Annotated in this window: 23 protein-coding genes and 1 pseudogene; 6 read left to right on the forward strand and 18 right to left on the reverse strand. The window is 70.1% G+C overall.

Going from position 1 to position 23,107, the window contains the following annotated elements:
• The 3 genes and pseudogenes from DY023_RS04525 to DY023_RS04535 form a co-directional block, all read right to left on the reverse strand.
• Positions 1-393 (reverse strand): annotated as a pseudogene (locus tag DY023_RS04525) (cytochrome b/b6 domain-containing protein); the annotation flags it as partial.
• 5 nt (positions 394-398) lie between these two features.
• Positions 399-1,367 carry an electron transfer flavoprotein subunit alpha/FixB family protein gene (locus tag DY023_RS04530; protein WP_116241162.1) on the reverse strand — a complete coding sequence of 323 codons (969 nt, stop codon included), beginning with the start codon at positions 1,365-1,367 and terminating at the stop codon, positions 399-401.
• 2 nt (positions 1,368-1,369) lie between these two features.
• Positions 1,370-2,143: an electron transfer flavoprotein subunit beta/FixA family protein gene (locus DY023_RS04535; RefSeq protein WP_116241163.1), complete on the reverse strand. Its 774-nt coding sequence runs from the start codon at positions 2,141-2,143 to the stop codon at positions 1,370-1,372.
• Between the two features lie 107 nt (positions 2,144-2,250).
• Between DY023_RS04535 and DY023_RS04540 the strand changes: the two genes are divergently transcribed.
• The 3 genes from DY023_RS04540 to DY023_RS04550 all read left to right on the forward strand — a co-directional run bounded on the left by DY023_RS04540 (position 2,251) and on the right by DY023_RS04550 (position 3,909).
• Complete coding sequence (locus DY023_RS04540) at positions 2,251-2,784, forward strand: MarR family winged helix-turn-helix transcriptional regulator (protein ID WP_116241164.1); 534 nt, start codon at positions 2,251-2,253, stop codon at positions 2,782-2,784.
• A gap of 112 nt (positions 2,785-2,896) precedes the next feature.
• Positions 2,897-3,355 carry an SRPBCC family protein gene (locus DY023_RS04545; RefSeq protein WP_116241165.1) on the forward strand — a complete coding sequence of 153 codons (459 nt, stop codon included), beginning with the start codon at positions 2,897-2,899 and terminating at the stop codon, positions 3,353-3,355.
• A gap of 110 nt (positions 3,356-3,465) precedes the next feature.
• The gene (locus DY023_RS04550) at positions 3,466-3,909 is read left to right on the forward strand and encodes a YdeI/OmpD-associated family protein (protein WP_116241166.1); all 444 of its coding nucleotides are present in this window, start codon (positions 3,466-3,468) and stop codon (positions 3,907-3,909) included.
• Positions 3,910-3,914: 5 nt separating this feature from the next.
• On the opposite strand, the gene DY023_RS04555 is transcribed toward DY023_RS04550, so the two are convergent.
• The 7 genes from DY023_RS04555 to DY023_RS04585 all read right to left on the reverse strand — a co-directional run bounded on the left by DY023_RS04555 (position 3,915) and on the right by DY023_RS04585 (position 10,695).
• Positions 3,915-4,364, reverse strand: a complete 450-nt coding sequence (locus DY023_RS04555; protein WP_116241167.1) for a putative immunity protein — start codon at positions 4,362-4,364, stop codon at positions 3,915-3,917.
• Positions 4,361-5,137 carry an enoyl-CoA hydratase-related protein gene (locus DY023_RS04560; RefSeq protein WP_116241168.1) on the reverse strand — a complete coding sequence of 259 codons (777 nt, stop codon included), beginning with the start codon at positions 5,135-5,137 and terminating at the stop codon, positions 4,361-4,363. Before DY023_RS04560 ends, DY023_RS04555 begins: the two co-directional genes overlap by 4 nt.
• Before the next feature lie 115 nt (positions 5,138-5,252).
• Positions 5,253-5,654, reverse strand: a complete 402-nt coding sequence (locus DY023_RS04565; protein ID WP_116241169.1) for a hypothetical protein — start codon at positions 5,652-5,654, stop codon at positions 5,253-5,255.
• Positions 5,655-5,681: 27 nt separating this feature from the next.
• Complete coding sequence (locus DY023_RS04570; RefSeq protein WP_116241170.1) at positions 5,682-6,860, reverse strand: hypothetical protein; 1,179 nt, start codon at positions 6,858-6,860, stop codon at positions 5,682-5,684.
• 255 nt (positions 6,861-7,115) lie between these two features.
• Positions 7,116-8,000, reverse strand: coding sequence for a 3-hydroxyisobutyrate dehydrogenase (mmsB, locus tag DY023_RS04575; protein ID WP_116241171.1), 885 nt, complete (start codon positions 7,998-8,000; stop codon positions 7,116-7,118).
• Positions 7,997-9,166 (reverse strand): acyl-CoA dehydrogenase family protein, encoded by a 1,170-nt coding sequence (locus DY023_RS04580; RefSeq protein WP_181905723.1) that lies wholly within the window; start codon positions 9,164-9,166, stop codon positions 7,997-7,999. Before DY023_RS04580 ends, mmsB begins: the two co-directional genes overlap by 4 nt.
• Positions 9,167-9,168: 2 nt before the next feature.
• The gene (locus tag DY023_RS04585) at positions 9,169-10,695 is read right to left on the reverse strand and encodes a CoA-acylating methylmalonate-semialdehyde dehydrogenase (protein WP_116241173.1); all 1,527 of its coding nucleotides are present in this window, start codon (positions 10,693-10,695) and stop codon (positions 9,169-9,171) included.
• A gap of 176 nt (positions 10,696-10,871) precedes the next feature.
• Between DY023_RS04585 and DY023_RS04590 the strand changes: the two genes are divergently transcribed.
• Positions 10,872-11,318 carry a hypothetical protein gene (locus DY023_RS04590; RefSeq protein ID WP_116241174.1) on the forward strand — a complete coding sequence of 149 codons (447 nt, stop codon included), beginning with the start codon at positions 10,872-10,874 and terminating at the stop codon, positions 11,316-11,318.
• A gap of 206 nt (positions 11,319-11,524) precedes the next feature.
• Here the strand turns inward: DY023_RS04590 and DY023_RS04595 are convergent, their stop codons facing one another.
• The gene (locus DY023_RS04595) at positions 11,525-12,556 is read right to left on the reverse strand and encodes a MerR family transcriptional regulator (RefSeq protein ID WP_116241175.1); all 1,032 of its coding nucleotides are present in this window, start codon (positions 12,554-12,556) and stop codon (positions 11,525-11,527) included.
• Between the two features lie 117 nt (positions 12,557-12,673).
• Positions 12,674-13,771 carry a ScyD/ScyE family protein gene (locus DY023_RS04600; RefSeq protein WP_116241176.1) on the reverse strand — a complete coding sequence of 366 codons (1,098 nt, stop codon included), beginning with the start codon at positions 13,769-13,771 and terminating at the stop codon, positions 12,674-12,676.
• A gap of 212 nt (positions 13,772-13,983) precedes the next feature.
• Here DY023_RS04600 and DY023_RS04605 point away from each other — a divergent pair, with 212 nt between their 5' ends.
• Positions 13,984-14,673: a hypothetical protein gene (locus tag DY023_RS04605; RefSeq protein ID WP_116241177.1), complete on the forward strand. Its 690-nt coding sequence runs from the start codon at positions 13,984-13,986 to the stop codon at positions 14,671-14,673.
• A gap of 9 nt (positions 14,674-14,682) precedes the next feature.
• Here DY023_RS04605 and DY023_RS04610 read toward each other — a convergent pair whose 3' ends face one another.
• Positions 14,683-15,861: a thiolase family protein gene (locus DY023_RS04610; RefSeq protein ID WP_116241178.1), complete on the reverse strand. Its 1,179-nt coding sequence runs from the start codon at positions 15,859-15,861 to the stop codon at positions 14,683-14,685.
• Positions 15,862-15,912: 51 nt separating this feature from the next.
• On the opposite strand from DY023_RS04610, the gene DY023_RS04615 reads away from it, so the two are divergent.
• On the forward strand, positions 15,913-16,728 hold the full coding sequence (locus tag DY023_RS04615) for an aldo/keto reductase (protein WP_116241179.1): 816 nt from the start codon (positions 15,913-15,915) through the stop codon (positions 16,726-16,728).
• An 84-nt stretch (positions 16,729-16,812) separates the two neighbouring features.
• Here the strand turns inward: DY023_RS04615 and DY023_RS04620 are convergent, their stop codons facing one another.
• The 5 genes from DY023_RS04620 to DY023_RS04640 form a co-directional block, all read right to left on the reverse strand.
• Entirely contained in the window at positions 16,813-18,090 is a 1,278-nt protein-coding gene (locus tag DY023_RS04620; RefSeq protein WP_116241217.1) for a glycoside hydrolase family 27 protein, read from the reverse strand.
• A gap of 26 nt (positions 18,091-18,116) precedes the next feature.
• Positions 18,117-19,109, reverse strand: a complete 993-nt coding sequence (locus DY023_RS04625) for an aldose 1-epimerase family protein (protein WP_220347236.1) — start codon at positions 19,107-19,109, stop codon at positions 18,117-18,119.
• Positions 19,106-20,629 (reverse strand): L-arabinose isomerase, encoded by a 1,524-nt coding sequence (gene araA / locus DY023_RS04630; RefSeq protein ID WP_116241180.1) that lies wholly within the window; start codon positions 20,627-20,629, stop codon positions 19,106-19,108. The genes DY023_RS04625 and araA overlap by 4 nt, the downstream gene beginning before the upstream one ends.
• A gap of 91 nt (positions 20,630-20,720) precedes the next feature.
• Positions 20,721-22,334: a xylulokinase gene (locus DY023_RS04635; protein WP_116241181.1), complete on the reverse strand. Its 1,614-nt coding sequence runs from the start codon at positions 22,332-22,334 to the stop codon at positions 20,721-20,723.
• The gene (locus DY023_RS04640; protein WP_116241182.1) at positions 22,331-23,038 is read right to left on the reverse strand and encodes an L-ribulose-5-phosphate 4-epimerase; all 708 of its coding nucleotides are present in this window, start codon (positions 23,036-23,038) and stop codon (positions 22,331-22,333) included. Before DY023_RS04640 ends, DY023_RS04635 begins: the two co-directional genes overlap by 4 nt.
• Positions 23,039-23,107: the final 69 nt, after the last annotated feature.

A 23,107-nucleotide genomic window follows, 5' to 3' on the forward strand; every position in this document is an offset into this window, starting at 1 on the left:
GGCCGCGGCGGGGACGGCTGCGGCCGGGACGGCTGCGGCGGCCGCCGCCGGGGCGACGGGAGCCGGAACTGTGGCGGCAACAGCAGCCGGAGGCCACGGGTCGCCGCCGGCGACTCGGGGCAGGCCGCGACGCAGCGCACCACCGGCCACGGCAGCGGATGCTCCGGCGGCCCGGGCGTCCGCGGTCGAGAGCTCCGCGGCGGCAGAGGCCACGGCGTCCTGCGGCGCGTGCTCAGCTGTTGGGAGGTCGGCGACGACCGAGGCGCCGACTGCGGTCTCCGCGATCGGGGCCGCCGCAACGGGGGCCTCAGCGACCTCGACGGTGACACCCGGAGGCCAGGGCTCGCCGCCCTTCACCCGCGGCAGTCCCCGGCGCAGCATCCTCTCCGCCATCGCGACTACTTCTTCCGCGCTTCGAGCGCCTCGATCAACTGCGGGACGACCGTGAACACATCGCCCACGATGCCGAAGTCGGCGATGTCGAAGATGGGTGCGTCGCCGTCCTTGTTGATCGCGACGATGGTCTTCGCCGTCTGCATGCCCGCACGGTGCTGGATCGCCCCGGAGATGCCGAGGGCCACGTAGAGCTGCGGAGACACCGAGACGCCGGTCTGGCCGACCTGGTGCGCGTAGGGGATGTAGCCGGCGTCGACCGCGGCGCGCGACGCGCCGATCGCGGCGCCCAGCGCGTCGGCGAGCTGCTCGACGAGCACGAACTGCTCCTTCGACCCGAGTCCGCGCCCGCCGGAGACGACCTTGGCCGCACCGCGCAGGTCGGGGCGGGACGAGGTCTGCTCGACGGCGTCGACCGGGCCGGCCGTCGCTGCGACAGCTCCGGATGCGGTGACGGTGAGCGCCTCTGTGGCTGCCGAAGCGGCCTCGGCACGGGCATCGACTGCACCGAGGCGCACGGTGATCACCGGAGCACCGAACGTCGGAGCGGACTGGGTGAGGAACGATCCTCCGAACACCGAGTGGTGCGCCACGACGCCCTCATCATCACGGGAGACACCGACGGCGTCGACCGACAGGGCGAGCTTCTCGCGCACCGCGAGGCGCCCGGCGACGTCGCGCCCGGCAATCGAGTTCGAGATGAGCACGGCGTCGGGCTGCACCTGCGCGTAGGCGGCCTGCAGCGCATCGACGATCGGCACGGTCAGCGAGTCGGCGTCGCCCTCGGCCGTGAGCACGGCCTGCGCGCCCATGGTCGCGGAGGCCTCAGCCGCAGCCGGCGTTCCGCCGACGACCAGCACGACGGGCGCCCCGATCTGCGCAGCGGCGCCGATGAGGCCGGCGGTGCTGCCGGCGAGTTCGCCGGAAGGCTCCAGGTCGGCGAGGACGAGGATCGGGTTCGCGGGATAAGCCATGGTCACACCAGCCTGTTCTGCACGAGGAACTCCGCCAGCTGCGTGCCGGCGTCACCCTCATCGACGATCTTCACGCCCGCCGCCCGCGGAGGCTTCTCGGACACCGTGGTCATGATCGCGCGAGGGGCCGCGGCCGGGTCGGCGGAGACGCCGAGGTCGTGGAGCGAGAGCACCTCGAGGGGCTTCTTCTTCGCGGCCATGATGCCCTTGAAGTTCGGGAAGCGGGCATCCGGCAGAGCCTCGGTGATCGAGATGACCGCCGGCAGCGGCGCGGTGACCTGCTGGTTGCCGGCATCCGCGGCGCGCGTGCCGGCGACCTGGCCCTCGCTGATCTCGACGGCGCTGAGCGCAGTGGCCTGCGCGTAGCCGAGGTGCTCGGCGAGCATCGCGGGGATCACGCCGCCCGAGCCGTCGGTGGACAGGTTGCCGGTGATCACCAGGTCGGGTTCACCGCGACGGATGGCCGCAGCGAGCGCCTCGGCGGTGAGCGTCAGGTCGGCTCCGCGCAGGTCCTCGTCGACGACGTGCACCGCGGATGCCGCACCGATCGCCAGAGCGCGGCGCACGGAGGCCGTGGCGGACTCGGGAGACATCGACAGCGCGACCACCTCGGTGCCGGCGTTCTTGTCGGCGTACGCGAGAGCCACCTCGAGCGCGCGCTCGGTGATCTCGTCGAGCACCATGTCGCCGCCTCGATCTGCGAGCCCCGTCTCGAGGTCCAGCTTGCGGTCGCCGTAGGTGTCGGGCACTTCCTTCACCAGGACGTAGATCTTCATCGAGCCTCCTCACGCCTGACACGATCCTAGCGGGAGGCGCGCTGAAATTGAATTCCATCAACCATGAAATTGAGTACCAACTACGCGGCACCCAGTAACTTAGATGCATGGCGAACCGCCCCCTGCCGATCGACCCCCTCGCCGAGGCGAGGAGGCAATGGCTCGCGCACGGCTGGACCGAGGCCGCCGACGGCATGGCCGTCGTCACGTCCGTCATGCGCGCCCAGCAGCTGCTGCTGGCGCGGGTGGATGCCACGCTCAAGCCGTTCCGGCTCACCTTCGCCCGCTACGAGGTGCTGCGCCTGCTCGCCTTCACGCGCACCGGATCGATGCCGCTGTCGAGCATCGTCGCGCGCCTGCAGGTGCACCCGACCAGCCTTTCCAGCACCGCGGAGCGATTGGTGCGCGACGGTCTGGCGCTGCGCGAGCCGCATCCGCACGACGGCCGAGCGGCCCTGCTGTCGCTGACGGATGCCGGGCGCGACCTCGTCTCGCGCGCGACGGACGCGCTGAACGACGAGGTCTTCTCCCGACCGGGCCTGACCTCGGAGGACGCCTCCGACCTGGTCTCGATCGTCGCCCGGCTGCGCAAGAACGCCGGCGACTTCGCCGACCCCCGCCCGGTGCCCGACCCGCTCTGATGGCGTCGTCTCCCCGCCCTCCCCGCTCTCACCCGCGAGAAACGCCTCGCGGCGCGAGAAACGCGGTGCGCGGGCGTTTCTCGCGCCTCCAGACGTTTCTCGCGGGGGCGTGATGGCGTCGTTCGTGCTGGAGCGGGTCGTGCCGGCAGCGCCGGGGGAGGTCTTCGACGTGTCGCTCGACGTCGGGCTGCATGTCGACTCGCAGAGGTCCCACGGCGAGCGCGTCGCCGGCGGCCCGACCTCGGGAACGCTCACCGAGGGCGACCGCATCACGTGGAGCGCCCGGCACTTCGGCGTGCGGTTCCGGATGACCTCGCTCGTCTACGACGTCGATCGGCCGCACCGGTTCCGCGACCGGCAGGTGCGCGGCCCGTTCGCGCAGTTCCAGCACACGCACGAGTTCTCGCCTGCGCCGGGCGGAACGCTCATGCGCGACGAGATCGTCTTCCGCTCCCCGTTCTGGATCCTGGGCCGCACCGTCGACGCCCTGATCATGCGTCGTCATCTGATCCGCGTGATCACCGAGCGCAACGACGGCATCAGCGCACACTTCTCCGGCCCCGACGCCTGACACGTCCTCCGCCCGTGAGAAACGCCTCCCGGCATGGGAAACGGCGCAGGAGCACGTTTTTCATCCCGGGAGGCCTTTCGCACGGATCGGTGCGCGCCTAGGGTGGCGGGATGAGCGAGTTGAGACTGCACACCACGCTTCAGCCGATGGGGCCCGCCGGTGCGATCGTGCTCGATGACGAGCAGGTCGCGGTCCTGAGCAGCGCCAAGGCGTTCCCGGTCACCGTGACAATCGCGGATCGCACCGCCCGGCTGCGCCTTTCGCGGATGGGCGGCCAGAACCTCATCGGGTTCAGCAAGGCCGTGCGTGAGGAGATGGCCGTCGAGCTCGGCGACGAATTCGATGTCGTCATCGCGCCCGACACCGCAGAGCGCACGGTCGAGATCCCTCAGGAGCTCGCCGATGCTCTGGCATCCGACCCCGCCATCCGCGCCGAGTTCGAGACCCTGTCGTACTCGCGCCGTAAGGAGATGGCACGTTCCATCGCCGAGGCGAAGCAGGAGGCCACCCGCGAGCGCCGTCTGCAGAAGGCGCTCGACGAGCTGCGCGGCTGACCGGATCAGTCGCCGTCGTAGACGTAGTGCTCGAAACGCGGCGGGATCTGCGCGCGCTGCCACGCCAGCTCCTCATCGCGGCGCTCGCGGTCGCCGGGGAACGCCTTGGCCGTATGCCGCGGCACCTGCCGTGCATGCGCCGCCATGTGCGCGACGCCCGCCGCCTGCCCGCACACCCGGGCGGCGGCCACGGCCGCAGCATCCGTCGCCTCCCGCGCCGCAGCGTGGCAGGCGAACGCCCAGTTCCGCACGTCGTCGATGTCCATCTCGCCCCGCAGGAACGCGTACGCGGCATCCAGCGCCGCCCGCGGGCGCTGGTCGGACGGATGCTCGGCGAGGAACATCGGCAGCATCCGCTCGGCGCACGCCAGCGTCCACGCCACCAGCTCCCGCCGATCCTCCTCGGAGAGCTTCAGATCCGCGTCATCCGGTGCGGTCTCTGCGGTGCTGCTCATCGGTGCACGAAGTCCGGCTCGCGCTTCTCGCGGAAGGCGGCCATGCCCTCCTTCTGATCCGCGGTGTCGAACAGGGCGGCGAACTGCGCACGCTCCACCTCGAGACCCTCCGTCAGCGGCGTCTCCATCGCGGCATCCAGCGTCGCCTTCGCCGCGTAGACCGAAGGCAGTGACTTCGAGGCGATCGTGTCGGCGAGCTTCGTCGTCTCGGCGAGCAGGTCGGATGCGGGCACGACGCGCGAGACCAGCCCGATGCGCTCGGCCTCCTCGGCCTTCACGAGCCGGCCGGAGAGCACGAGTTCGGCGGCCTTGTAGTAGCCGACCGCGCGGATCAGGCGCTGCGTGCCGCCCATGCCCGGGATGACGCCGAGGTTGATCTCCGGCTGCCCGAACACCGCATTGTCGCCGGCGAGGATGATGTCGCACATCATCGCGAGCTCGCAGCCTCCGCCCAGCGCGTAGCCCGAGACCGCGGCGATGACCGGGGTGCGCACGGCGGCGAAGTCGCGCCACGCGCCGAAGTGGTCGGTGCCGATCATGTCGGCGGAGGTCATTCCCTCCATCTCCTTGATGTCGGCGCCGGCCGCGAAAGCCTTCTCGGATCCGGTGACGACGATGGCGCCGATTCCGGCATCCGCGTCGAAGGCGACGGCGGCCGCCGTGACCTCCTCGGCCACCCGGCTGTTCAGAGCGTTCAGCGCCTGCGGCCTGTTGAGGGTGATCCAGCCCACCCGTCCTCGCTGGTCCACGAGGATCGTCTCGTACTCGGTCATGGATGCTCCCTCCGCCGCTTCATCGCGGTCACTCCAGTATCCCAGGTGCTCGGGATGGCATCGCGCGCCTGTGACGCGGTGCTGAAGCGCCCGTTCGACTGCGGGGTGGGCTGCCTTAGTTAGTGTTAGCGCGGCTTCGTCGTCTTACGGGCAACGCCGACGCGAAAGCCCCGCACAGGAGGATGACCACAGTTGTGGGCACGCTCGGCCGCGGGACTGGCGCGAGGGGAGCCGTCGCGACGACCAGGTATCCGGTCACCGCGGCGAGTGCACCTACGGCGATGACGACCGCGCTCCGACCGACGGAGACCCGACTGCCGCGAAGCACGCGAGCGGCAACCAACGCCACGAGAGCTCCGAGGATGAAGCCCGCGACTGCGCCGTGGACGGCGGCCATCAACGTCGCTACAACCGCGTAGTCCCGATGGGTGTCGTAGTCGAGGAGGAAGACCATCCCCGCACCGATACCCCCGGCCAAGAAGCCGAAGACGACGCCTAGGGGCACGAAGCTACGCATGCTGGTCGTTCTTTCCGTTTCGTGATGTCAGGGTCGATCCGCCTTCACTCTGTTCGCCATGTCATTCCACTGAAACCAGGCTCCGGCCTGGTAAGCCGCGTTCCCGCCCAGGTGGAGGGGGAAGTCATTCACGATGAAGGTGTCGACCGACTGCCAGATTGACGAGTAGTCGTTCCCATACTGCCCGTACTGGTAAGTGAATGAAATGATCGAGCCTTCACCGTCTATGTGGTTCTCGGTTGCGTAGAACTGCCAACCCCACCAGTGCGCGACGTCGTAGAAGTCCCCGGCCATCATCACTTCGAAAGGGATGTATCCCGAAGCTCCGAGGGACATGTACAGGGGCAGGATCTTCCCGTAGCTGGGCCATGCCTTCGGGGCACCCGGCAGCGCGAAATAGCAGTTGAGGCAGTCGTAGAAGTTCTGCTGGATGTCAACCGTGGTCCAGTTCGAGGTCGAGCCGAGGTTCCACTGCTGTGAGTAACCCCAGTTGGGGTCGAGCAGGACCGGGAACGCCTCAGCATCGTCGAGCTCGACATGTTGCGTGAGGGTACTCCCTTCCCATGAGTAGCTGGTCTCCAGCGAGTTGCCTTCGCTATCGGTGGCCCACGGTTCTTGGAGGGCGCCATAAACGGAACCGTCTTGCCCCCTCAGACGGTAAACGTTATTCGAGAACTCGAGCGTTGTACCGTCCGGGACATCGAACGTGTAGCTGTACGAGACCGGAGCATCTGCCGATGCAATCGCGGTAAGAGTTCTGACGCCGCTCGGCGTGGGTTGAATGTAAGCGGCGACATTAGTTGAGGTCGTCTCGAGCACCTCGAACTGGCCCATTGGCTCCGCGACAGAGGTTGCATAATCGACGGTGTACGAGACGCCGTTCGCTAGGAACTGGTCCTGGTACTGAAGGTCCGAGATCTCTACAACAGGGGCCGAAGCGGCGTCGCCGCCGCGAGCGGCAGGACCGTCCGAAACCTCTACCCGGCTCTGCTCTGTGCCTTGGGTGAGTAGCTCAGGAGTGATGCTGCCGATGACCGCTTGCGGATCGAGTATCCCTGGTTCGTCGCCATAGGCGGCACCGGGGACGAGAGACGTGATGAATGCGACACTCGTGGTCGCAAAAGCGAGTGAAGCGAGCGCTCGGGTGACGCGCGGGCGCGAGTGGTCCCTGCGCGAACAGGAACGACGGTGGTTCGGTCTGTGCATTGTGACCCTCCGGAACTTGACCGCGACCTTCGCGGTTGCTCCAAGTAGACCCGAATTCGTATCCGAGGCGCTGTAGGCACTTTGGGGGACAGCGGCGGTCGACGGGCGGGCACGTTCGGTCGGCGGTGCCCCCAGCAATCACCCACGCCGACCAGATCACCGTCGACGGGGACCCCGATCATGCCGAACCCGGTAGGCGTCCGACGCCCAACATGGCCGATGAACGGATCGCGAACAGAGTAGCGTGCGCAGGCGTCAGGAGGCGTCGCGGATGTCGGTGATGATGCCCGAGAAGTCGCGGTGACCGCCCTCGCCCGCGGCGAACTCCGCGTAGATGCGCTGCGCGAGCCTGCCCATCTGCGCATCCGTCGTGGTCTGCTCGATCGCCTGAAGCGCGAGGCCGAGGTCCTTCGCCATCAGCGCGCCGGCGAAGCCGGGCTGGTAGTCGCGGTTCGCGGGGCTGGTCGGCACCGGCCCCGGGACGGGGCAGTTCGTCGTGATCGACCAGCACTGGCCGGATGCCTGCGACACCACGTCGAACAGCGCCTGATGCTCGAGACCCAGCCGCTCGCCCAGCACGAACGCCTCGGCGACGGCGATCTGCGACACCGCGAGGATCATGTTGTTGCACACCTTCGCGGCCTGTCCGAGACCGGGGCCGCCGCAGTGCACGATGCGCTTGCCCATCACCTCGAGCAGCGGCAGCGCTGCGGCGAAGTCATCGTCGGAGCCACCCACCATGAAGGCGAGGGTGCCGTTCTCGGCGCCGACCACACCGCCCGAGACCGGGGCGTCGATGTTGCGGTGACCGGCCTCGATCGCCAGCGCGTGCGCGGTGCGCGCCTCGTCGACGGCGATCGTGGACGACTCGATGAACAGGGTGCCCGGGTCGGCGGCGGCCAGCAGACCGTCCTCATAGGCGGCGATCACGTGCTTCCCGGCGGGGAACATGGTGATGACGACTTCTGCGCCGGCGACCGCGTCGATGCCGAACGAGGCGATCGGCACGCCCGCCGCCGATGCGGCATCGACCGCTGCGGGGACAGGGTCGTAGCCGATCACGTCGTGACCGGCCTTCACCAGGTTGACGGCCATCGGCAGGCCCATGTGCCCGAGTCCGAGGAACGCGATGCGGGTCATGATCCGCTCCGCATCGACGTGGATCCGGCGGGGCGCAGCATCTCGCGTCCGACGATGAGTCTCATGATCTCGTTCGTCCCTTCCAGGATCTGGTGCACCCGCAGATCACGGACGACCTTCTCGATCCCGTAGTCCTGAAGGTACCCGTAGCCGCCGTGCAGCTGAAGGGCCCTGTTGGCGACGTCGAATCCGGCATCCGTCGCGAAGCGCTTGGCCATCGCGCAGCGCATCGTGGCATCCGGGGCCTTCTCGTCGACGGCATGCGCGCCGTCGCGCACCATCAGCCGTGCGGCCTGCAGGTCGGTGCGCATGTCGGCGACGGCGAACAGGATCGACTGCTTCTCGGCGAGCGGCTCACCGAACGCCTCGCGTTCGTGCACGTACTGCACGGCCTTCTCCAGCGCCCACTGCGCGCCACCGAGCGAGCAGGCGGCGATGTTCAGCCGGCCGCCGTTCAGCGCCGACATCGCGATCGCGAACCCGCGGCCCTCGTCGCCCAGCATGGCGGATGCCGGTACGCGAACGCCGTCCAGGATCACCTGGCGAGTGGGCTGCGCGTGCCATCCCATCTTCTTCTCCGGTGCGCCGAAGGAGATGCCTTCGGCGGATGCCGGGACGAGGAACGCGCTGATGCCGCCGGCGCCTGCGGCGCCGGTGCGCGCCATGACGACGTACACGCCGGCCTCGCCGGCACCGGAGATGAACTGCTTGACGCCGGTGAGCAGGAAGTCGCCGCCGTCGCGGACGGCGCTCGTGGCGATCGCCGCCGCATCCGATCCTGCACCGGGCTCGGTGAGGCAGTACGAGCCGAACGTCTCCATCGCGGTCAGCTGCGGCAGCCATTCGGCGCGCTGCGCCTCGGTGCCGTAGGTGTCGATCATCCAGGCCACCATGTTGTGGATGGAGATGTACGACGCGATGGTCGGGTCGCCCTTGGCGAGTTCCTCGAAGATCGCGACGGTGTCGACGCGCGACAGCTCGGTGCCGCCGAACTCCTCGCGCACGTAGATGCCGCCGAGGCCCAGCTCGCCGGCCCGGTGCAGGGTGTCGCGCGGGAACAGGTGCTTCTCGTCGCGCTCGATCGCGTGCGGAGCCAGCTCGGTCTCGGCGAAATCGCGGACGGCGCCGAGGATGGCGTCGCGCTCTTCTGCGGTCGTGGTCACCATGGTCATCGGTGGTCTCCCGTCGGGATCACGAAGCTCGGACCGGAACTGGGTCCCTGAGCCTGTCGAAGGGTGCCGGACGGCCAGCGGCTGGTCACTGTCTTGGTCTTGGTGTAGAACCGGAAGCCGTCGGCGCCGTGCTGGTTGAGGTCGCCGAAGCCCGAGGCCTTCCAGCCCCCGAAGGTGAAGTAGGCGATCGGCACCGGGATCGGGATGTTCACGCCGACCATGCCCACGTTCACGCGAGCGGCGAAGTCGCGCGCGGCGTCGCCGTCGCGCGTGAAGATGCCCACGCCGTTCCCGTAGGGGTTGTCGGATGCCAGGGCCAGCGCCTCTTCGTAGTCCGCGGCGCGGACCACCGAGAGCACCGGCCCGAAGATCTCCTGCTGGTAGATCGACATGTCGGTGGTGACGTGGTCGAAAAGGGTGGGGCCGAGGTAGAAGCCGTTCTCGTGGCCGGGGACGGTGAGTCCGCGCCCGTCGGCGACGAGCGTCGCACCGGCGTCCACGCCCTCCTGGATGAGTCCCTCGACGCGTGCCTTCGCGGCGGCGCTCACGAGCGGGCCGTAGTCCATCCCCGGCTCGAGCCCGGGGCCGACCTTGAGGCCGGCGAGGCGTTCGGTCAGCTTGGCGACCAGCGCGTCGGCCGTCTCCTCGCCGACCGGCACGGCGACCGAGATCGCCATGCAGCGCTCGCCTGCCGAGCCGTAGCCGGCGCCGATCAGCGCGTCTGCCGCCTGGTCGAGGTCGGCGTCCGGCATGACGATGAGGTGGTTCTTCGCGCCACCGAAGCACTGTGCGCGCTTGCCGTTGGCGGCGGCGGTGGCGTAGATGTACTCCGCGATCGGAGTGGAGCCGACGAAGCCGACGGCCTGGATCGTGGGGTCGGTGAGGATGGTGTCGACGGCCTCCTTGTCGCCGTGCACGACGTTGAGGATGCCTGCGGGCAGCCCCGCCTCCATGAACAGCTCTGCCAGGCGCACCGGCACGGAGGGGTCGCGCTCGGAGGGCTTCAGCACGAAGGCGTTGCCGCTCGCGATCGCAGGTCCCGCCTTCCAGAGCGGGATCATCGCAGGGAAGTTGAACGGCGTGATGCCGGCGACGACGCCGAGGGGCTGGCGCATCGAATAGACGTCGATGCCGGTGCCGGCCTCGGTGGAGTACTCGCCCTTGAGCATGTGCGGCGCGCCGATGCAGAACTCGATCACCTCGAGGCCGCGGATGATGTCGCCCTTCGCGTCGTCGAAGGTCTTGCCGTGCTCGCTGGAGAGCAGGCGGGCGAGCTCGTCCATGTTCTCGTGCACCAGGTCGACGAACCTCATCATCACCCTGGCGCGCTTCTGCGCATTGGTCGCGGCCCAGGCGGGCTGGGCGGCCGCGGCGTTCGCGATGACCTGCTGCACCTCGGCGGCGGAGGCCAGCGGCACGCGTGCCTGCACCTCCCCCGTGCTGGGATCGAACACGTCGGCGAACCGGCCCTCTTGGGGCTCGAAGTGAGATCCGCCCACGAAATGCGGGATTGTACGAGTCATTGTGCGACGCTCCTCTGTGCCTTCTTTGGCACAGTGACCACTGTACTCGGGTTTCCGAGCAGATAGTAGGGGTTCCTAGCATCTCGTCCTCCACAGCCCGATCCGGCGGGGAAGTTCTCCACATCCTCGGGATTCGCGGGCCGCCGGGGAGTCGTGACGCGACCAGGGTTGTCCGCATGACGAACTCCGAGGAATCCGTGCGGGACCGCGTCCTGCACACCGACGACCAACTGTCCGATGTGATCCAGCTGCTGCTGCAGCACGCGAATCAGCGACAGTTCTGGCTGCTCTTCATCGACGAACGCGGATGCCTGGGCGATCCGGTCATGCCGATGGCCGACTACCCCGAGGATCCGCTCGAGACCGTGCGGGTCGAGGACCTCGGTGAGGTCGCGCACTCCCATCTGCTGATGCATCGGATCGGCGCGATGCTCGAGATCACCGGGAACAGTGCGGTCGTGCTGGTCTGGGAGCACCCGGGCCGCGAGGCGATCCGAAAGCCGGATCGCGCCTGGGCCCGCGCGATGGCCGAGCAGGCCGCCGACCTCGGCATCCCGCTGCGGGCGCAGTTCACGCTCTACGGCCGCGGCGTCCGCCAACTGCATCCGGACGACTACCTCTGAGACAACCGCAGGTTGAGCGATTCAGAACGCGTCGTTCACCGGCCCGTAACCTGCGGCACGTAGAACGGAAGGACGCGAACGACTCAGACCGGAAGGGCGTCGATTTCGCGTCGCGGTGAGCTCGGCTCCCGCTGCGGTCCGTTTCGACCGCGAGACCCCCGCCGAATCGGGTCGGCGGGGGTCTCCTCTTCCCCACGTGGCGCCGATCAGCCCTCGACGTCGATGACCACGATCGCGTGGTTGTCCGGCTCACCGGCATCCCGCACCGCGTTCGAGACCGCGGCGACCGCCGCATCCGCGTCATCCGCCGCGAGCAGGGCGCCGAGCCGTTCGGCGGGGAACAGTGCATGCACTCCGTCGGTCGTGAGCACCAGCCGATCTCCGCGCTGCACCGTGACCCCGACGACGTCGGGGTCGGTAGGCAGACCCGCGGCGAGCGCGCGGTTCAGCACCGCACGGCGCGGATGCAGCCGCGCCTCCTCCTCGGACAGCCGCCCGTCCTCCAGCAGCGCGGCGACCTCGGTGTGGTCGGTTGTGAGCTGCCGAAGCACGCCGTCGCGCATCAGCCACGCCCGGGAGTCGCCGAGGTGCGCGATGGTGGCGATGTCGCCGTTCAGCGCAACCGCCGTGAATGTGCTTCCCCGCCCGTCGTCCGGGAGCCCCGCGGCGCATTCTGCGGCGAGCGCGTCCCAGCGCTCGACGCCGATGGGCTGCGCTTCGGATGCGAGATGCCGGACGAACTCCTCGGCGACCGACGGTGTTCCGTGAAAGCCGTCCGCGACGGCCCACAGATCCGTGCCGAAGTGGACCGCGTCGAGCTGCTCCTCCCGCGCTCCCCTGCCGAGGGCGTGGGCCGCGCGCGTGCGGGGCGTTCGTGTCGTGGTCATGGTGCTCTCCTTCGATCGAAGGTCGGCGACGAGGGCGGACACCTGGGTTCGCCGGGAGCGCACATCTGCCTCGGTCTGCCGCCAGAACGACGTCAGCTCCGCGGCGATCGCGGCCGCCGGCAGCCTCAGTGCCACGCGGATGCGATCGAGCGGCATCCCTACGCGGCGCAGGGCGGCGATCAGCCGGGCCTGCTCCAGCTGCTCGGCGGCGTAGAACCGGTACCCCGTGCGTTCGTCGACCTCGGCCGGCGGCAGCAGCCGCAGGTCGTCGTAGATCCGCAGCGCCTTGGGCGTGAGACCCGTCGCACGTGCGAAGTCACCGATCGACATGAGCTCCATGCGCTCCATCATCCCTCTCGTCGCGTCGGCGCATCTCGCCGACCGCACAAGGATCGACCCTGCCCCCGGGGCAAGGTCAAAGCCCCCGTCGGAGATCTCCGGCGGGGGCTCTGCTGATGGCGGATGCGGTCAGTGCTTGACGTTCGCCTGCACCGTGACCTTGCCGTTCGAGATGCTCACGATCGTTCCCGGCGCGGGCGGTTCCTCGTTGCCCATCGTCGCCGCCCAGACCGTGCCGTTCGGTGCAGTCTCGACGGTGACGACCCCGGGCAGCTGTGCATACGTGCGCGTGGTGTGCGCGCCGGTCACCTCGGTGATCTTGCCGCCGAACAGCTCGCTGACGTAGATCTGTCCGTCCTTGCCGAGAGCGAGGTTCGTGGCGCCCAGGAAGCCGCCGGCGAGCCACTCGGCGTCTCCGGTGGCCGGGTCGACACGCCAGAGCGCCCCGCGCGCCCCGAGGGCGGCGCTCTCCGGTCCGCCGGGGAGCGTCGTCACGTACAGCATCCCGTCCGATCCGACCTCGACGTCGGTCGGCACCGGTTCGAAGTCGTAGGTCGTGCCGATCAGGCACTCCGGCATGCCGAGCTCGGTCACGGCCTCCTCGGTGATCTTCGCGGACTGCGGCGGCAGCACAGCCAGAGTGCTGATGTGGCCGGAGTCGTCGATCTCGAACAGCGCGTTCGCCCCGGCGTCTGCGACGATCCACTTGCCGTCCCAGCTCGCCACGCTGTACGCGTGCGAGTCGATCAGGCCCTCGTACCGCGGTCCGAGCACGCTCAGCACACACGGATCCTCGCTCTGCGGGCCGTAGGTGTTGACCTCGTCGGGATTGTGCGCGACCTCCCATGCATGCGTGTCCGCGTAGATCCGCACGCCCTTCGGCGTGCGGATGTTCAGCCCGCTGGCCGTGTTGATGAACTCCGGCATCTGTGTGTGCGTCGAGGTGTAGGCCAGCCACTTGCCGCGCACGGCCACGCCGGACAGGCCGTCGACGCCGGTGACGATCGGAGCGATCGCACCGTCGGGCTGCAGCTGACCGAGCACCCCGGTGCCGCCGTCGGCGACGAGCACCCGCGGTCCGTCGATCTCGAGACTGAACGGCGCGGCGAGCTGCGTCGACCAGACCTCCGGCGCGGGCGGATCGGATGCCGCCGACGCGAACGTCGGGGCGATCAGGACGAAGGCCGCGGTGATTCCCGACGCGGCGAGCAGTCGAGCGGTGCGCATGGAACTCTCCCCATTCCCGGCGCGGCACCCCCGCCCCGCCGTGCTCAGCCGGGCAGTTCTCCCCCGAGACGCCCGGATGCCGTGACCCGCCCCCAGTGACGGGCCACGGCGTCATTCTGCGCCCGGGCGGCGGCGCACGCAACGGGTTGTCGGAAACCCCCAGGATCTCTGGGAGGCCGGCGCCCGGCATCCGCCGCGACTACGCTCATCTCATGCCCTCCCCGTCCGCTTCGGCGCCCGTGAGCCTCGCCATGCATTTCGTCCATGACGGCCGCGTCGGACTGGAGCTCCTCGCCGACTGGTACAAGGGTCACGATCTGCGGGTCGTCGCCGCCGAGGACCTCCCGGCGGCGGCGGAAGTGCTTCAGAGATGGGCGACGGCGCCGTACGGGAATCCCGTGCGCCGGGCGGAACTGCTCGCGTCGTTCCCCGAGCACGCCGAGGCGGTCACTGTGGTCCTCAGCGCCCGCCCGAACGTCGCACTGTCGCGGTTCGCGGACGCGCCCGACCAGCTCTGCCGGCAGTTCGACCTCGTCTTCGGGCCGGTTGACCCCGCGGACCGCGCCCCCGCGGCGCCCTTCGCCGACGGCCTCGCGCGGCAGATGAGGATGTTCCTGCGGCGCGGCCGGCGCAGAGCGGATGCCCGGATGGCCGGCGGCGCCTACGTCGCCGTCCTCGAGACGTACCTCGCCGAACTGCGCGCGGTGACCGGCATCGACGACCAGGACCACTACCTCACCCTGGAATCCGGGATAGGCGGGATCATGCAGGACGAGCGATACCTCCTGCTCTCACCCGACGCCCGGGTACGCGACCTCTACCTGCAGCTCGAGCGCGAGCAGCGCGATCTCTACGACTGGTACATGGACCGGGCGAAGGGCGGTGTGACCCGGGCGCGCTGAGGGTGCCCGTCAGAGCCGCTCGAGGATGAGGGCGTTGGCCATGCCGCCGCCCTCGCACATCGTCTGCAGGCCGTAGCGGCCGCCGGTCGCCTCGAGGTGGTCGACGAGCGTGCCGAGCAGGCGGGTTCCGGATGAGCCGAGCGCGTGCCCGAGGGCGATCGCCCCACCACGCGGGTTGAGCCGCGCAGGATCCGCACCGAGCTCAGCCGCCCAGGCCAGCGGCACCGACGCGAACGCCTCGTTCACCTCGTAGGCATCGATGTCGTGGATGCCGAGGCCGGCCTTCTCGAGCACGCGCCGTGTGGCGGGGATCGGCCCGGTGAGCATCATCAGCGGGTCGTCGCCGATCACGTCGAAGGCGCGGAACCGCGCCCGGGGGCGCAGCCCCAGCGCATCCGCCTTCTCCGCGCTCATGAGCAGCGCGGCGGATGCCCCGTCGGTGAGCGGCGAGGAGTTGCCCGGCGTGATCTTCCAGTCGATCTCGGGGAACCGGGCGGCGAGATCATCGGTGCGGAAGGATGCCGGGAGGCCGGCCAGCCGCTCGACGGTGGTGCCCTCTCGGACGGTTTCGTCGGTCACGGCTTCCGGTGCCTCGGCGACCGGGACGGTGGTCCCGTCGAAGAAGCCCTCGTGCCAGGCCGCAGCGGCACGGGCGTGCGACTCGGCGGCGAAGGCGTCGAGGTCGGCGCGGCTGAGGTTCCAGCCCTGCGCGATGAGCTCAGCGCTGACGCCCTGGTTCACCAGGCCCTGCGGGTAGCGGGCACGCAGACGCGGCGACATCGGCGAACCGCCTGCCGCGGACGAGCCGAGCGGCACCCGGCTCATCGACTCGACGCCGCCGACGAGCACGACGTCGTAGGCGCCGGCGGCGATCCCCTGCGCGGCGAAGTGCACGGCCTGCTGACTCGATCCGCACTGCCGGTCGATCGTCGTCGCGGGGATGGTCTCGTCGAATCCGGCGGCGAGCACGGCCTGCCGCGCGATGTTCATGGCCTGGTCGCCGACCTGGCTGACGCAGCCGAGCAGCACGTCGTCCAGCTGAGCGGACTCGAGGCCATTGCGCTCCAGGATCGCCGTGAGCACCCCGGCCGCGAGGTCGACCGGATGCACCTCCGACAGCGCTCCCCCTGGCTTGCCGCGTCCCACCGGGGTGCGGACGACATCGACGAGGACGGCTTCGCTGCTCATGACTCCATTCTCACCCGCGCCGGGGCGGCGGGCGCGTCGTACCGTGGGGGCATGAGCATTCGATTCCCGCACGGGCCGGTCGTCCCCGAGATCGGCATCGGCACGTGGTTCGTGGGCGACGAGCCGGCGCGACGCGACGGCGAGATCGCGGCGATCCGCGCAGGGCTGGATGCCGGACTCCGCGTCGTCGACACGGCGGAGATGTACGGCGACGGCCGCTCGGAGGACCTCGTCGGCGAGGCAATCGCGGGGCGGCGGGACGAGGTGTTCCTCGTCAGCAAGGTGCTCCCCTACAACGCGGATGCTGCAGGCGTGCGCCGCGCCGCACACGGCAGCCTCACACGCCTGGGCACCGACCGTCTCGACCTCTACCTGCTGCACTGGCGCGGCGGCGTGCCCTTCGACGAGACGGTCTCCGCGTTCGAGCGGCTGGTCGCCGACGGCGACATCCTGTCGTGGGGCGTGAGCAATCTCGATCCGGACGACCTGGCCGAGCTGCCTGCGGGCGCGGCGACCGATCAGGTGCTCTACAACCCGATCCGCCGCGGCCCCGAGGTGGATCTGCTCCCGTTGCTGCGCGGCCTCGGCATCCCGGCGATGGCGTACTCGCCGCTCGAGCAGGCTCGACTGCTCGACCATCCCGCGCTCGCCGACCTGGCGGCATCCGTCGATCTCACGACCGCGCAGCTCGTGCTCGCGTGGGTGGTGCGCTCGGGCGATGTGCTGGCGATCCCGAAGGCCGGCTCCGTGGCGCACGCGCAGGAGAACGCGGCGGCGCTCGGCGTCGCGCTGCCTGCCGATGTGCTCGCCGAGATCGACCGGATCTTCCCGGCCCCGCGGCATCCGGTGCCGTTGGAGATGCTCTGAGGTTCATCTCCTCGCCCGCTCAGGTCGCAGTTCAGCACGCTCGGTCCGCGGCAAACCGTGACGAACTGCGACCGGAGTGGCGGGCTACAGGCGCTGGCGCAGCAGGGCGGCGCCGTGCGGCGCGAGCGGCACGCGCAGCGCGGCGCTGCCCGGCGCGACACCGCGCGCCGCATCGCTCTGCACCTGAACCGGTTCGAGGGCGACCTCCCGCCCCGACCACAGTTCGACGACGGCTCCGGATGCTGTGAAGCCGATGTTCCCCGCGTCCAGCACCGCGTCCAGTGGGACCTCGCCCAGGTTGAACGCCGCCGCGAACCGGTCGCCGTCGGCGCCGTCGGCCGTCCACAGCACCAGCGGCCCCTCGCGGAAGACCTCGCGACTGCCCGTCGACCGCAGCACCGAGAGCACCTCGGCGTTCCGGAACAGCGCGACGGTCGCCGGATCGCTGGTGGGCAGGTCGCCGCCGATCATCAGCGGCGAGCGCGCGATGACCCACAGGGTGAGCAGCGCGATGCGCTCGTCCGGCGTGAGCAGATCGTCGCGCGGTTCACCGCGCTCGGCGCGGATGCCGATGCGCCCGAGCGGCAGCATGTCGCCGTCCGGCCAGCCGGCCTCGCCGGCGAACGGCGCCCAGCGCGCGAACCGGGCGAAGTTCGCCTCGACGTCGTCCCAGCGATCCCAGAGATCGTCGCAGATGCGCCACATCGTCGCGTTCTCGCGCAGCGCGGGCAGCCGCTCCAGCGACAGGTCGCGACCGGGCGACAGGCTGAGCTCGATGTCGCGCCCGGATGCCCGGATCGCGGCCGCGTAGGCCTCGATGTCGGCGCTCTGGAACGGCCAGAGCATGTCGTCCGCCTTGATGAAGTCGACACCCCATCGCGCATACAGCGCGAGGGTTGAGTCGTAGTAGGCCTGCGCGGCGGGATGCCGGTGGTCGAGGCCCAGCATGTCGGGGTTCCACTCGCACACGTTCGTGTCGTCGGCGACATCCGCAGCCGTGGCATCCGTGCCGAGGATCGGCAGGTTCTTCGCGACTGCGCGCCGCGGGATGCCGCGCATGGTGTGGATGCCGAAGCGCAGGCCCATCGCGTGGATGCGCTCCGTGAGCGGGCCGAAGCCCGCTCCCCCGGCGGCGCTCGGGAACCGGACGGGGTCGGGCATCAGCCGGCCCCAGTCGTCCAGGTGCAGCGGGGCGTCCGCGTTGTAGCCGTGCGCGCGGGCGGTCGGGTCCGACCAGGCGATGTCGATGACCACGGTGTCCCAGCCGAACGGCAGCAGGTGCTCGGCGAGGAACTCGGCGTTCGCGAGCACCTCCGCCTCGGTGACGGTGGTGCCGTAGCAGTCCCAGCTGTTCCAGCCCATCGGCGGGCCCTGCCGGCGCGTTCCGGTCACAATGCGTGGATCCGCCATGACACGGCGTGCTCGGCGCCGGGCTGCAGCACCACGAGATCGGTGCCCGAGTTGAACGCGTCCGGCGGGCAGGTCATCGGCTCGACGGCCAGTCCGAGGCGGTGCGTCGCCGGCACCGCCGGGGTGTCTGCGGTGTGCACCTGCACCCACGGGCATCCCTCGTCCCACGTGATGGCCACGCCACCCTCGGAGGCGTGCAGCTCGACCGAGACGTGCCCGTCCGCTCCCTCGAGAGCGGTGAAGGCGTGGTCGATGAACGTGTCGCCGATGGGGCGGGCGACGCGGAAGTCCCACTGCGGGTGCGCATCGACGGGCTCGAGGGCGATCGGGCTGAGCCGGTCGTCGGTGACGGTGAGCACCTCGGCGGCCGGCAGCAGCAGAGTCCAGTCGTCGACCTTCTGGGTCCCTGAGCGGGGGCCCCGCTCCGCGGAGGCTCCGGCCGGCGCGAAGCGACGGTTGGAGGGCGGTGTGGGGATCGAAGGGCCTGCGACCAGATACGGATGCGGACCGGCACCCCAGGGCGCAGCATCCGATCCGACGTTGCGCCCGGTCACCCGCTGCGTGAGTCCGTGCTCGTCGACACGGTACTCCACCTCGACCTCGACGGCGAACGGGTAGCCGGCCTGCGGCACGATCGTCGTGGCGAGCACGACCCGGTCGTCTTCGACGACTCGCTCGGTGAAGTCCGACCAGACCACCAGGCCGTGCAGGGCCTGGTGTCGCTCGGGCTCGGTCAAGGGGAGCTGGTGCGTGGCGCCCGCGAACGAATAGGCGCCGTCGACGATGCGGTTCGGCCACGGTGCGAGGGTCGCGCCGCGGTACGCCGGCCGCACCTCGTCGGCGTCGAACGGCACGACCAGATCGCGCCCGTCGAAGGTGAGCGTGCGCAGCGAGGCGCCGACACTCGCGATCTCGGCGACGTAGCCGGATGCCGCGATGCGATACTGCTTCCCGGACCGGGGCACGCTCACAACCCCTGCGCGAGACGGTAGTAGGCCTGGTTCGAGCGCACCTGCTGCTGGAAGCCGGGCAGCGTGGTGTCCTCGTCGATGACGAGAAGCTCGAGCTCGGCCATCTCGGCGAAGTCGCGGAACACGTCGATGCCGACCGCGTTCGACATCACCGTGTGGTGCGCGGCGCCGGCGGTCAGCCAGGCGGCGGCGCTGGTACGGAAGTCGGGGGCCGGCTTCCAGACCGCGCGTCCCACCGGCAGCTTCGGCAGGGCTGCCCGCGGCTCGACGTTCTCGACCACGTTCGCCGTGAGGCGGAAGCGGTCGCGCAGGTCGCTCATCGCGACGACGACGGCGGGGCCGGGGTCGGCGGTGAAGACCAGACGCACCGGGTCCTCCTTGCCGCCGATGCCGAGCGGATGCACCTCGAGGGTCGGCTTCGCCGAGGTCAGCGACGGCGACACCTCGAGCATGTGCGCGCCGAGGATCAGCTCGTCTCCGGGCGTGAGGTCGTAGGTGTAGTCCTCCATCAGGCTCGCCCCGCCGGGGAGGCCCGCGCCCATGACGTTGGCGACGCGCACCAGGATGGCGGTCTTCCAGTCGCCTTCGGCGCCGAAGCCGTACCCCTCCGCCATCAGGCGCTGCACGGCCAGGCCCGGCAGCTGGCGCAGCGCGCCGAGGTCCTCGAACGAGGTGGTGAATGCGCCGAAGCCGCCCTCCTCCAGGAACGACCGCAGCCCGAGCTCGATCGCGGCGCCGTAGCGCAGCGACTCGTGGCGGTCGCCGCCGCGGCGCAGCTCGGGGGCCACGTCGTAAAGCTCCTCGTACTCGGCGACGAGGGCGTCGACGTCGGCCGACGACGCCGCGTGCACGGCGTCCGCCAGCTCGTTCACGCCCCAGGTGTTGACCTGCACGCCGAGCCGCAGCTCGGCCTCGGTCTTGTCTCCCTCGGTGACGGCGACGAAGCGCATGTTGTCGCCGAAGCGGGCGAGCTTCAGATCGCGCGCGGCTGCCAGTCCGGCGGCAGCGCGCTGCCAGCTCGCCAGGTCGGCGCGCACCCGCGGGTCGCTGTGGTGGCCGACGATCGTCTTGCGCGGCACGCCGAGCCGGGTCTGGATGTAGCCGAACTCGCGGTCGCCGTGTGCGGCCTGGTTGAGGTTCATGAAGTCGAAGTCGATGTCCGCCCAGGGCAGCTCCACGTTCGCCTGCGTGTGCAGGTGCGCGAGCGGCTTGCGCAGCGCGTCGAGTCCGGCGATCCACATCTTGGCGGGGCTGAAGGTGTGCATCCAGGCGACCAGGCCGATGACACGGTCGTCGGCGTTGGCCTCGAGGGCGATGCGCTTGATGGCGGTGGAGTCGGTGAGCACCGGCTTCCAGACGATGCGCACCGGCACGTCGGATGCCGCGTCGAGTGCCCCGGCGATGGCCTGGGACTGCTCGGCGACCTGCGCGAGCGTCTCGGGTCCGTAGAGGTGCTGGCTGCCGGTGAGGAACCAGACCTCGTAGCCGTCGAGCGAGGTGGTGAGCGGAGTGCGGGTCATGTCGGAGTCCTTCGTCGGGTTCGGGTCGCTCCGTTGGCCAGTGGGACAGGCGTCGGACTGGTCAAGTGAGCGACCGGAGCGGGGAATTCGGTCAGAGTGCTGTGACGGCGGCGGCCTCGATGGCGAGTCCGGCGCGGTAGCGGTCGAGGTAGGCGGAGTAGCCGGCGACGTCCGCCGGATCTGGTTCGGCGACGCGGACGTCGGCATCGGCGAACACGTGGTCGTCGAGGTAGTCGGCGAGCGGCTCCGGCGCGCCGAGGTGGGCGGCGAGCACCGCGATGCCCCACGCCCCGCCCTCGGCCGCGGTGTCGCCGACGGCGACCGGGGCGTTCAGCGCCCCGGCGAGGAAGCGCTGGGCGACACCGGCCGTGCGGAACATTCCGCCGTGGGCATACATCCGGTCGAGCGCGACGCCCTCGTCGGCGAGCACGCGCATGCCGAGGGCGAGGGTTCCGAACACGCCGTACAGCTGCGCGCGCATGACGTTGGCGAGCGTGAAACGGCTGTCCGGGGTGCGCACGAACAGCGGACGCCCCTCGTCGAGTCCGGCGATCGGCTCGCCGGCGAGGTGGTTGTAGGCGATCAGACCGCCGGCATCCGCCTCTCCCTCCAGCGCCTCGGCGAACAGCGTCTCGAAGACGGCGTCGCTCGAGAGCGGGGTGCCGGATGCTGCGGCGAAACGTCCGAACGTGCCGGCCCAGGCCGCCAGCTCGCTGGCGCCGTTGTTGCAGTGCACCATCGCGACGGCGTCGCCGGCGGGGGTGGTGACGAGGTCGAGCTCGTGGTGCACCGCCGTCAGCGGGCGCTCCAGCACGACCATCGCGAAGATGCTGGTGCCCGCGGAGACATTGCCGGTGCGGGGCGCGACCGCGTTGGTCGCGACCATGCCGGTCCCGGCATCGCCCTCCGGCGGGCAGAGCGGGATGCCGGGCTGCAGTGCGCCGCTCGGGTCGAGCAGCGCGGCCCCCTCGGGAGTCAGCGTTCCGGCATCCTGTCCGGCGACGAGCACCTCGGGCAGCAGCGCGCGCAGGTCGCCACCGGTGTGCGCGTCGAAGCGTTCGAGCAGCGTCCGGTCGTAGTCTCGGGCGGCGGAGTCGATCGGGAACATGCCCGAGGCGTCGCCGATGCCCAGCACGCGCCGACCGGTGAGCCGCCAGTGCACGTAGCCGGCGAGGGTGGTGAGGAAGTGCACGGATGCGGCGTGCGGCTCGGCCTCGAGCTGCGCCTGACGCAGGTGCGCGACCGACCAGCGCAGCGGGATGTTCACGCCGAGGAGCTCGGTGAGCTCCTCGGCGGCGGGTCCGGTGTTCGTGTTGCGCCACGTGCGGAACGGCACGAGCAGCGCATCGGACTCGTCGAAGGCGAGGTAGCCGTGCATCATCGCGGAGACGCCGATCGCTCCGAAGGACGTCGGACGGATGCCGTACCGGTCGTAGACATCCGAGACCAGGCCGGAGTACGCCTCCTGCAGGCCGGCCCAGACGGCGTCCATGGAGTAGGTCCACAGCCGATCCTCGAACCGGTTCTCCCAGTCATGGAATCCGGTGGCGAGCACCTCGTGACTGTCCGCGTCGATCAGGCAGGCCTTGATACGGGTCGAGCCGAGTTCGATGCCGAGGGCGGTGCGGCCGGAGCGGATCGCGTCGGCCCCTGAGCGGTGGGTCGCTGAGCCCTGGGTCCCTGAGCCTGTCGAAGGGGCGGTCATCGCCGTGCGTCCGCGTTCTGGCCGTACACGTTCTGGTACCGGTCGTAGAGCCTGTCGATGCTCTCCTGGGGGATGGGGATGAGCGGACCGGCCTCGCGGGCGTGATGCACGGTGCGGGCGACGTCCTCAACCATGACGGCCGCCTTGACGGCGTCCTTCGCGTTCACGCCGATCGTGAACGGTCCGTGGTTCTGCATGAGCACCGCACGACTGCGGTGCCCACGCAGAGTCTGGACGATCCCTCGGCCGATCGAGTCGTCGCCGATGATCGCGAACGGGCCGATCGGGATCGGTCCGCCGAACTCGTCGGCCATCGCCGTGATCACGCAGGGGATCTCCTCGCCCCGCGCAGCCCAGGCCACCGCGAAGGTGGAGTGGGTGTGCACGACGCCGCCGACCTCGGGCATGTTCCGGTACACGTAGGCGTGCGCCGCGGTGTCGCTGGACGGCGAACGGTCACTGCCCGCGCTGCCCGGCACGACGTTGCCGTCGAGGTCGCAGAGGATCATGTTCTCGGGGGCGAGGTCGTCGTAGCTGACACCGGAGGGCTTGATCACGAAGAGGTCGGCACCAGGTACGCGGCCCGAGACGTTGCCGCCGGTCCAGACCACCAGGCCGTAGCGCACGAGTTCGCCGTGCAGGCGGGCCACGTCGGCGCGAACCTCGGCGATCGCCTGCTCGATCTCTGCGGAGTAAGTGGTCATCGTTGGTCCTCCTGGGCGACTGTGACCGGTCACAGCTGATTGTGACATCTCGCCTCCGCCCCGTCAATC

Source organism: Microbacterium bovistercoris, from assembly GCF_003387575.1.
GTDB lineage: Bacteria > Actinomycetota > Actinomycetes > Actinomycetales > Microbacteriaceae > Microbacterium > Microbacterium bovistercoris.

What these genes read in the sequence shown, in the direction of transcription:
- DY023_RS04530 (WP_116241162.1), bottom strand. Translation starts at nt 1,367, where the DNA reads ATGGCTTATCCCGCGAACCCGATCCTCGTCCTCGCCGACCTGGAGCCT.
- DY023_RS04535 (WP_116241163.1), bottom strand. Translation starts at nt 2,143, where the DNA reads ATGAAGATCTACGTCCTGGTGAAGGAAGTGCCCGACACCTACGGCGAC.
- DY023_RS04540 (WP_116241164.1), top strand. Translation starts at nt 2,251, where the DNA reads ATGGCGAACCGCCCCCTGCCGATCGACCCCCTCGCCGAGGCGAGGAGG.
- DY023_RS04545 (WP_116241165.1), top strand. Translation starts at nt 2,897, where the DNA reads ATGGCGTCGTTCGTGCTGGAGCGGGTCGTGCCGGCAGCGCCGGGGGAG.
- DY023_RS04550 (WP_116241166.1), top strand. Translation starts at nt 3,466, where the DNA reads ATGAGCGAGTTGAGACTGCACACCACGCTTCAGCCGATGGGGCCCGCC.
- DY023_RS04555 (WP_116241167.1), bottom strand. Translation starts at nt 4,364, where the DNA reads ATGAGCAGCACCGCAGAGACCGCACCGGATGACGCGGATCTGAAGCTC.
- DY023_RS04560 (WP_116241168.1), bottom strand. Translation starts at nt 5,137, where the DNA reads ATGACCGAGTACGAGACGATCCTCGTGGACCAGCGAGGACGGGTGGGC.
- DY023_RS04565 (WP_116241169.1), bottom strand. Translation starts at nt 5,654, where the DNA reads ATGCGTAGCTTCGTGCCCCTAGGCGTCGTCTTCGGCTTCTTGGCCGGG.
- DY023_RS04570 (WP_116241170.1), bottom strand. Translation starts at nt 6,860, where the DNA reads ATGCACAGACCGAACCACCGTCGTTCCTGTTCGCGCAGGGACCACTCG.
- mmsB (WP_116241171.1), bottom strand. Translation starts at nt 8,000, where the DNA reads ATGACCCGCATCGCGTTCCTCGGACTCGGGCACATGGGCCTGCCGATG.
- DY023_RS04580 (WP_181905723.1), bottom strand. Translation starts at nt 9,166, where the DNA reads ATGGTGACCACGACCGCAGAAGAGCGCGACGCCATCCTCGGCGCCGTC.
- DY023_RS04585 (WP_116241173.1), bottom strand. Translation starts at nt 10,695, where the DNA reads ATGACTCGTACAATCCCGCATTTCGTGGGCGGATCTCACTTCGAGCCC.
- DY023_RS04590 (WP_116241174.1), top strand. Translation starts at nt 10,872, where the DNA reads ATGACGAACTCCGAGGAATCCGTGCGGGACCGCGTCCTGCACACCGAC.
- DY023_RS04595 (WP_116241175.1), bottom strand. Translation starts at nt 12,556, where the DNA reads ATGATGGAGCGCATGGAGCTCATGTCGATCGGTGACTTCGCACGTGCG.
- DY023_RS04600 (WP_116241176.1), bottom strand. Translation starts at nt 13,771, where the DNA reads ATGCGCACCGCTCGACTGCTCGCCGCGTCGGGAATCACCGCGGCCTTC.
- DY023_RS04605 (WP_116241177.1), top strand. Translation starts at nt 13,984, where the DNA reads ATGCCCTCCCCGTCCGCTTCGGCGCCCGTGAGCCTCGCCATGCATTTC.
- DY023_RS04610 (WP_116241178.1), bottom strand. Translation starts at nt 15,861, where the DNA reads ATGAGCAGCGAAGCCGTCCTCGTCGATGTCGTCCGCACCCCGGTGGGA.
- DY023_RS04615 (WP_116241179.1), top strand. Translation starts at nt 15,913, where the DNA reads ATGAGCATTCGATTCCCGCACGGGCCGGTCGTCCCCGAGATCGGCATC.
- DY023_RS04620 (WP_116241217.1), bottom strand. Translation starts at nt 18,090, where the DNA reads ATGGGCTGGAACAGCTGGGACTGCTACGGCACCACCGTCACCGAGGCG.
- araA (WP_116241180.1), bottom strand. Translation starts at nt 20,629, where the DNA reads ATGACCCGCACTCCGCTCACCACCTCGCTCGACGGCTACGAGGTCTGG.
- DY023_RS04635 (WP_116241181.1), bottom strand. Translation starts at nt 22,334, where the DNA reads ATGACCGCCCCTTCGACAGGCTCAGGGACCCAGGGCTCAGCGACCCAC.
- DY023_RS04640 (WP_116241182.1), bottom strand. Translation starts at nt 23,038, where the DNA reads ATGACCACTTACTCCGCAGAGATCGAGCAGGCGATCGCCGAGGTTCGC.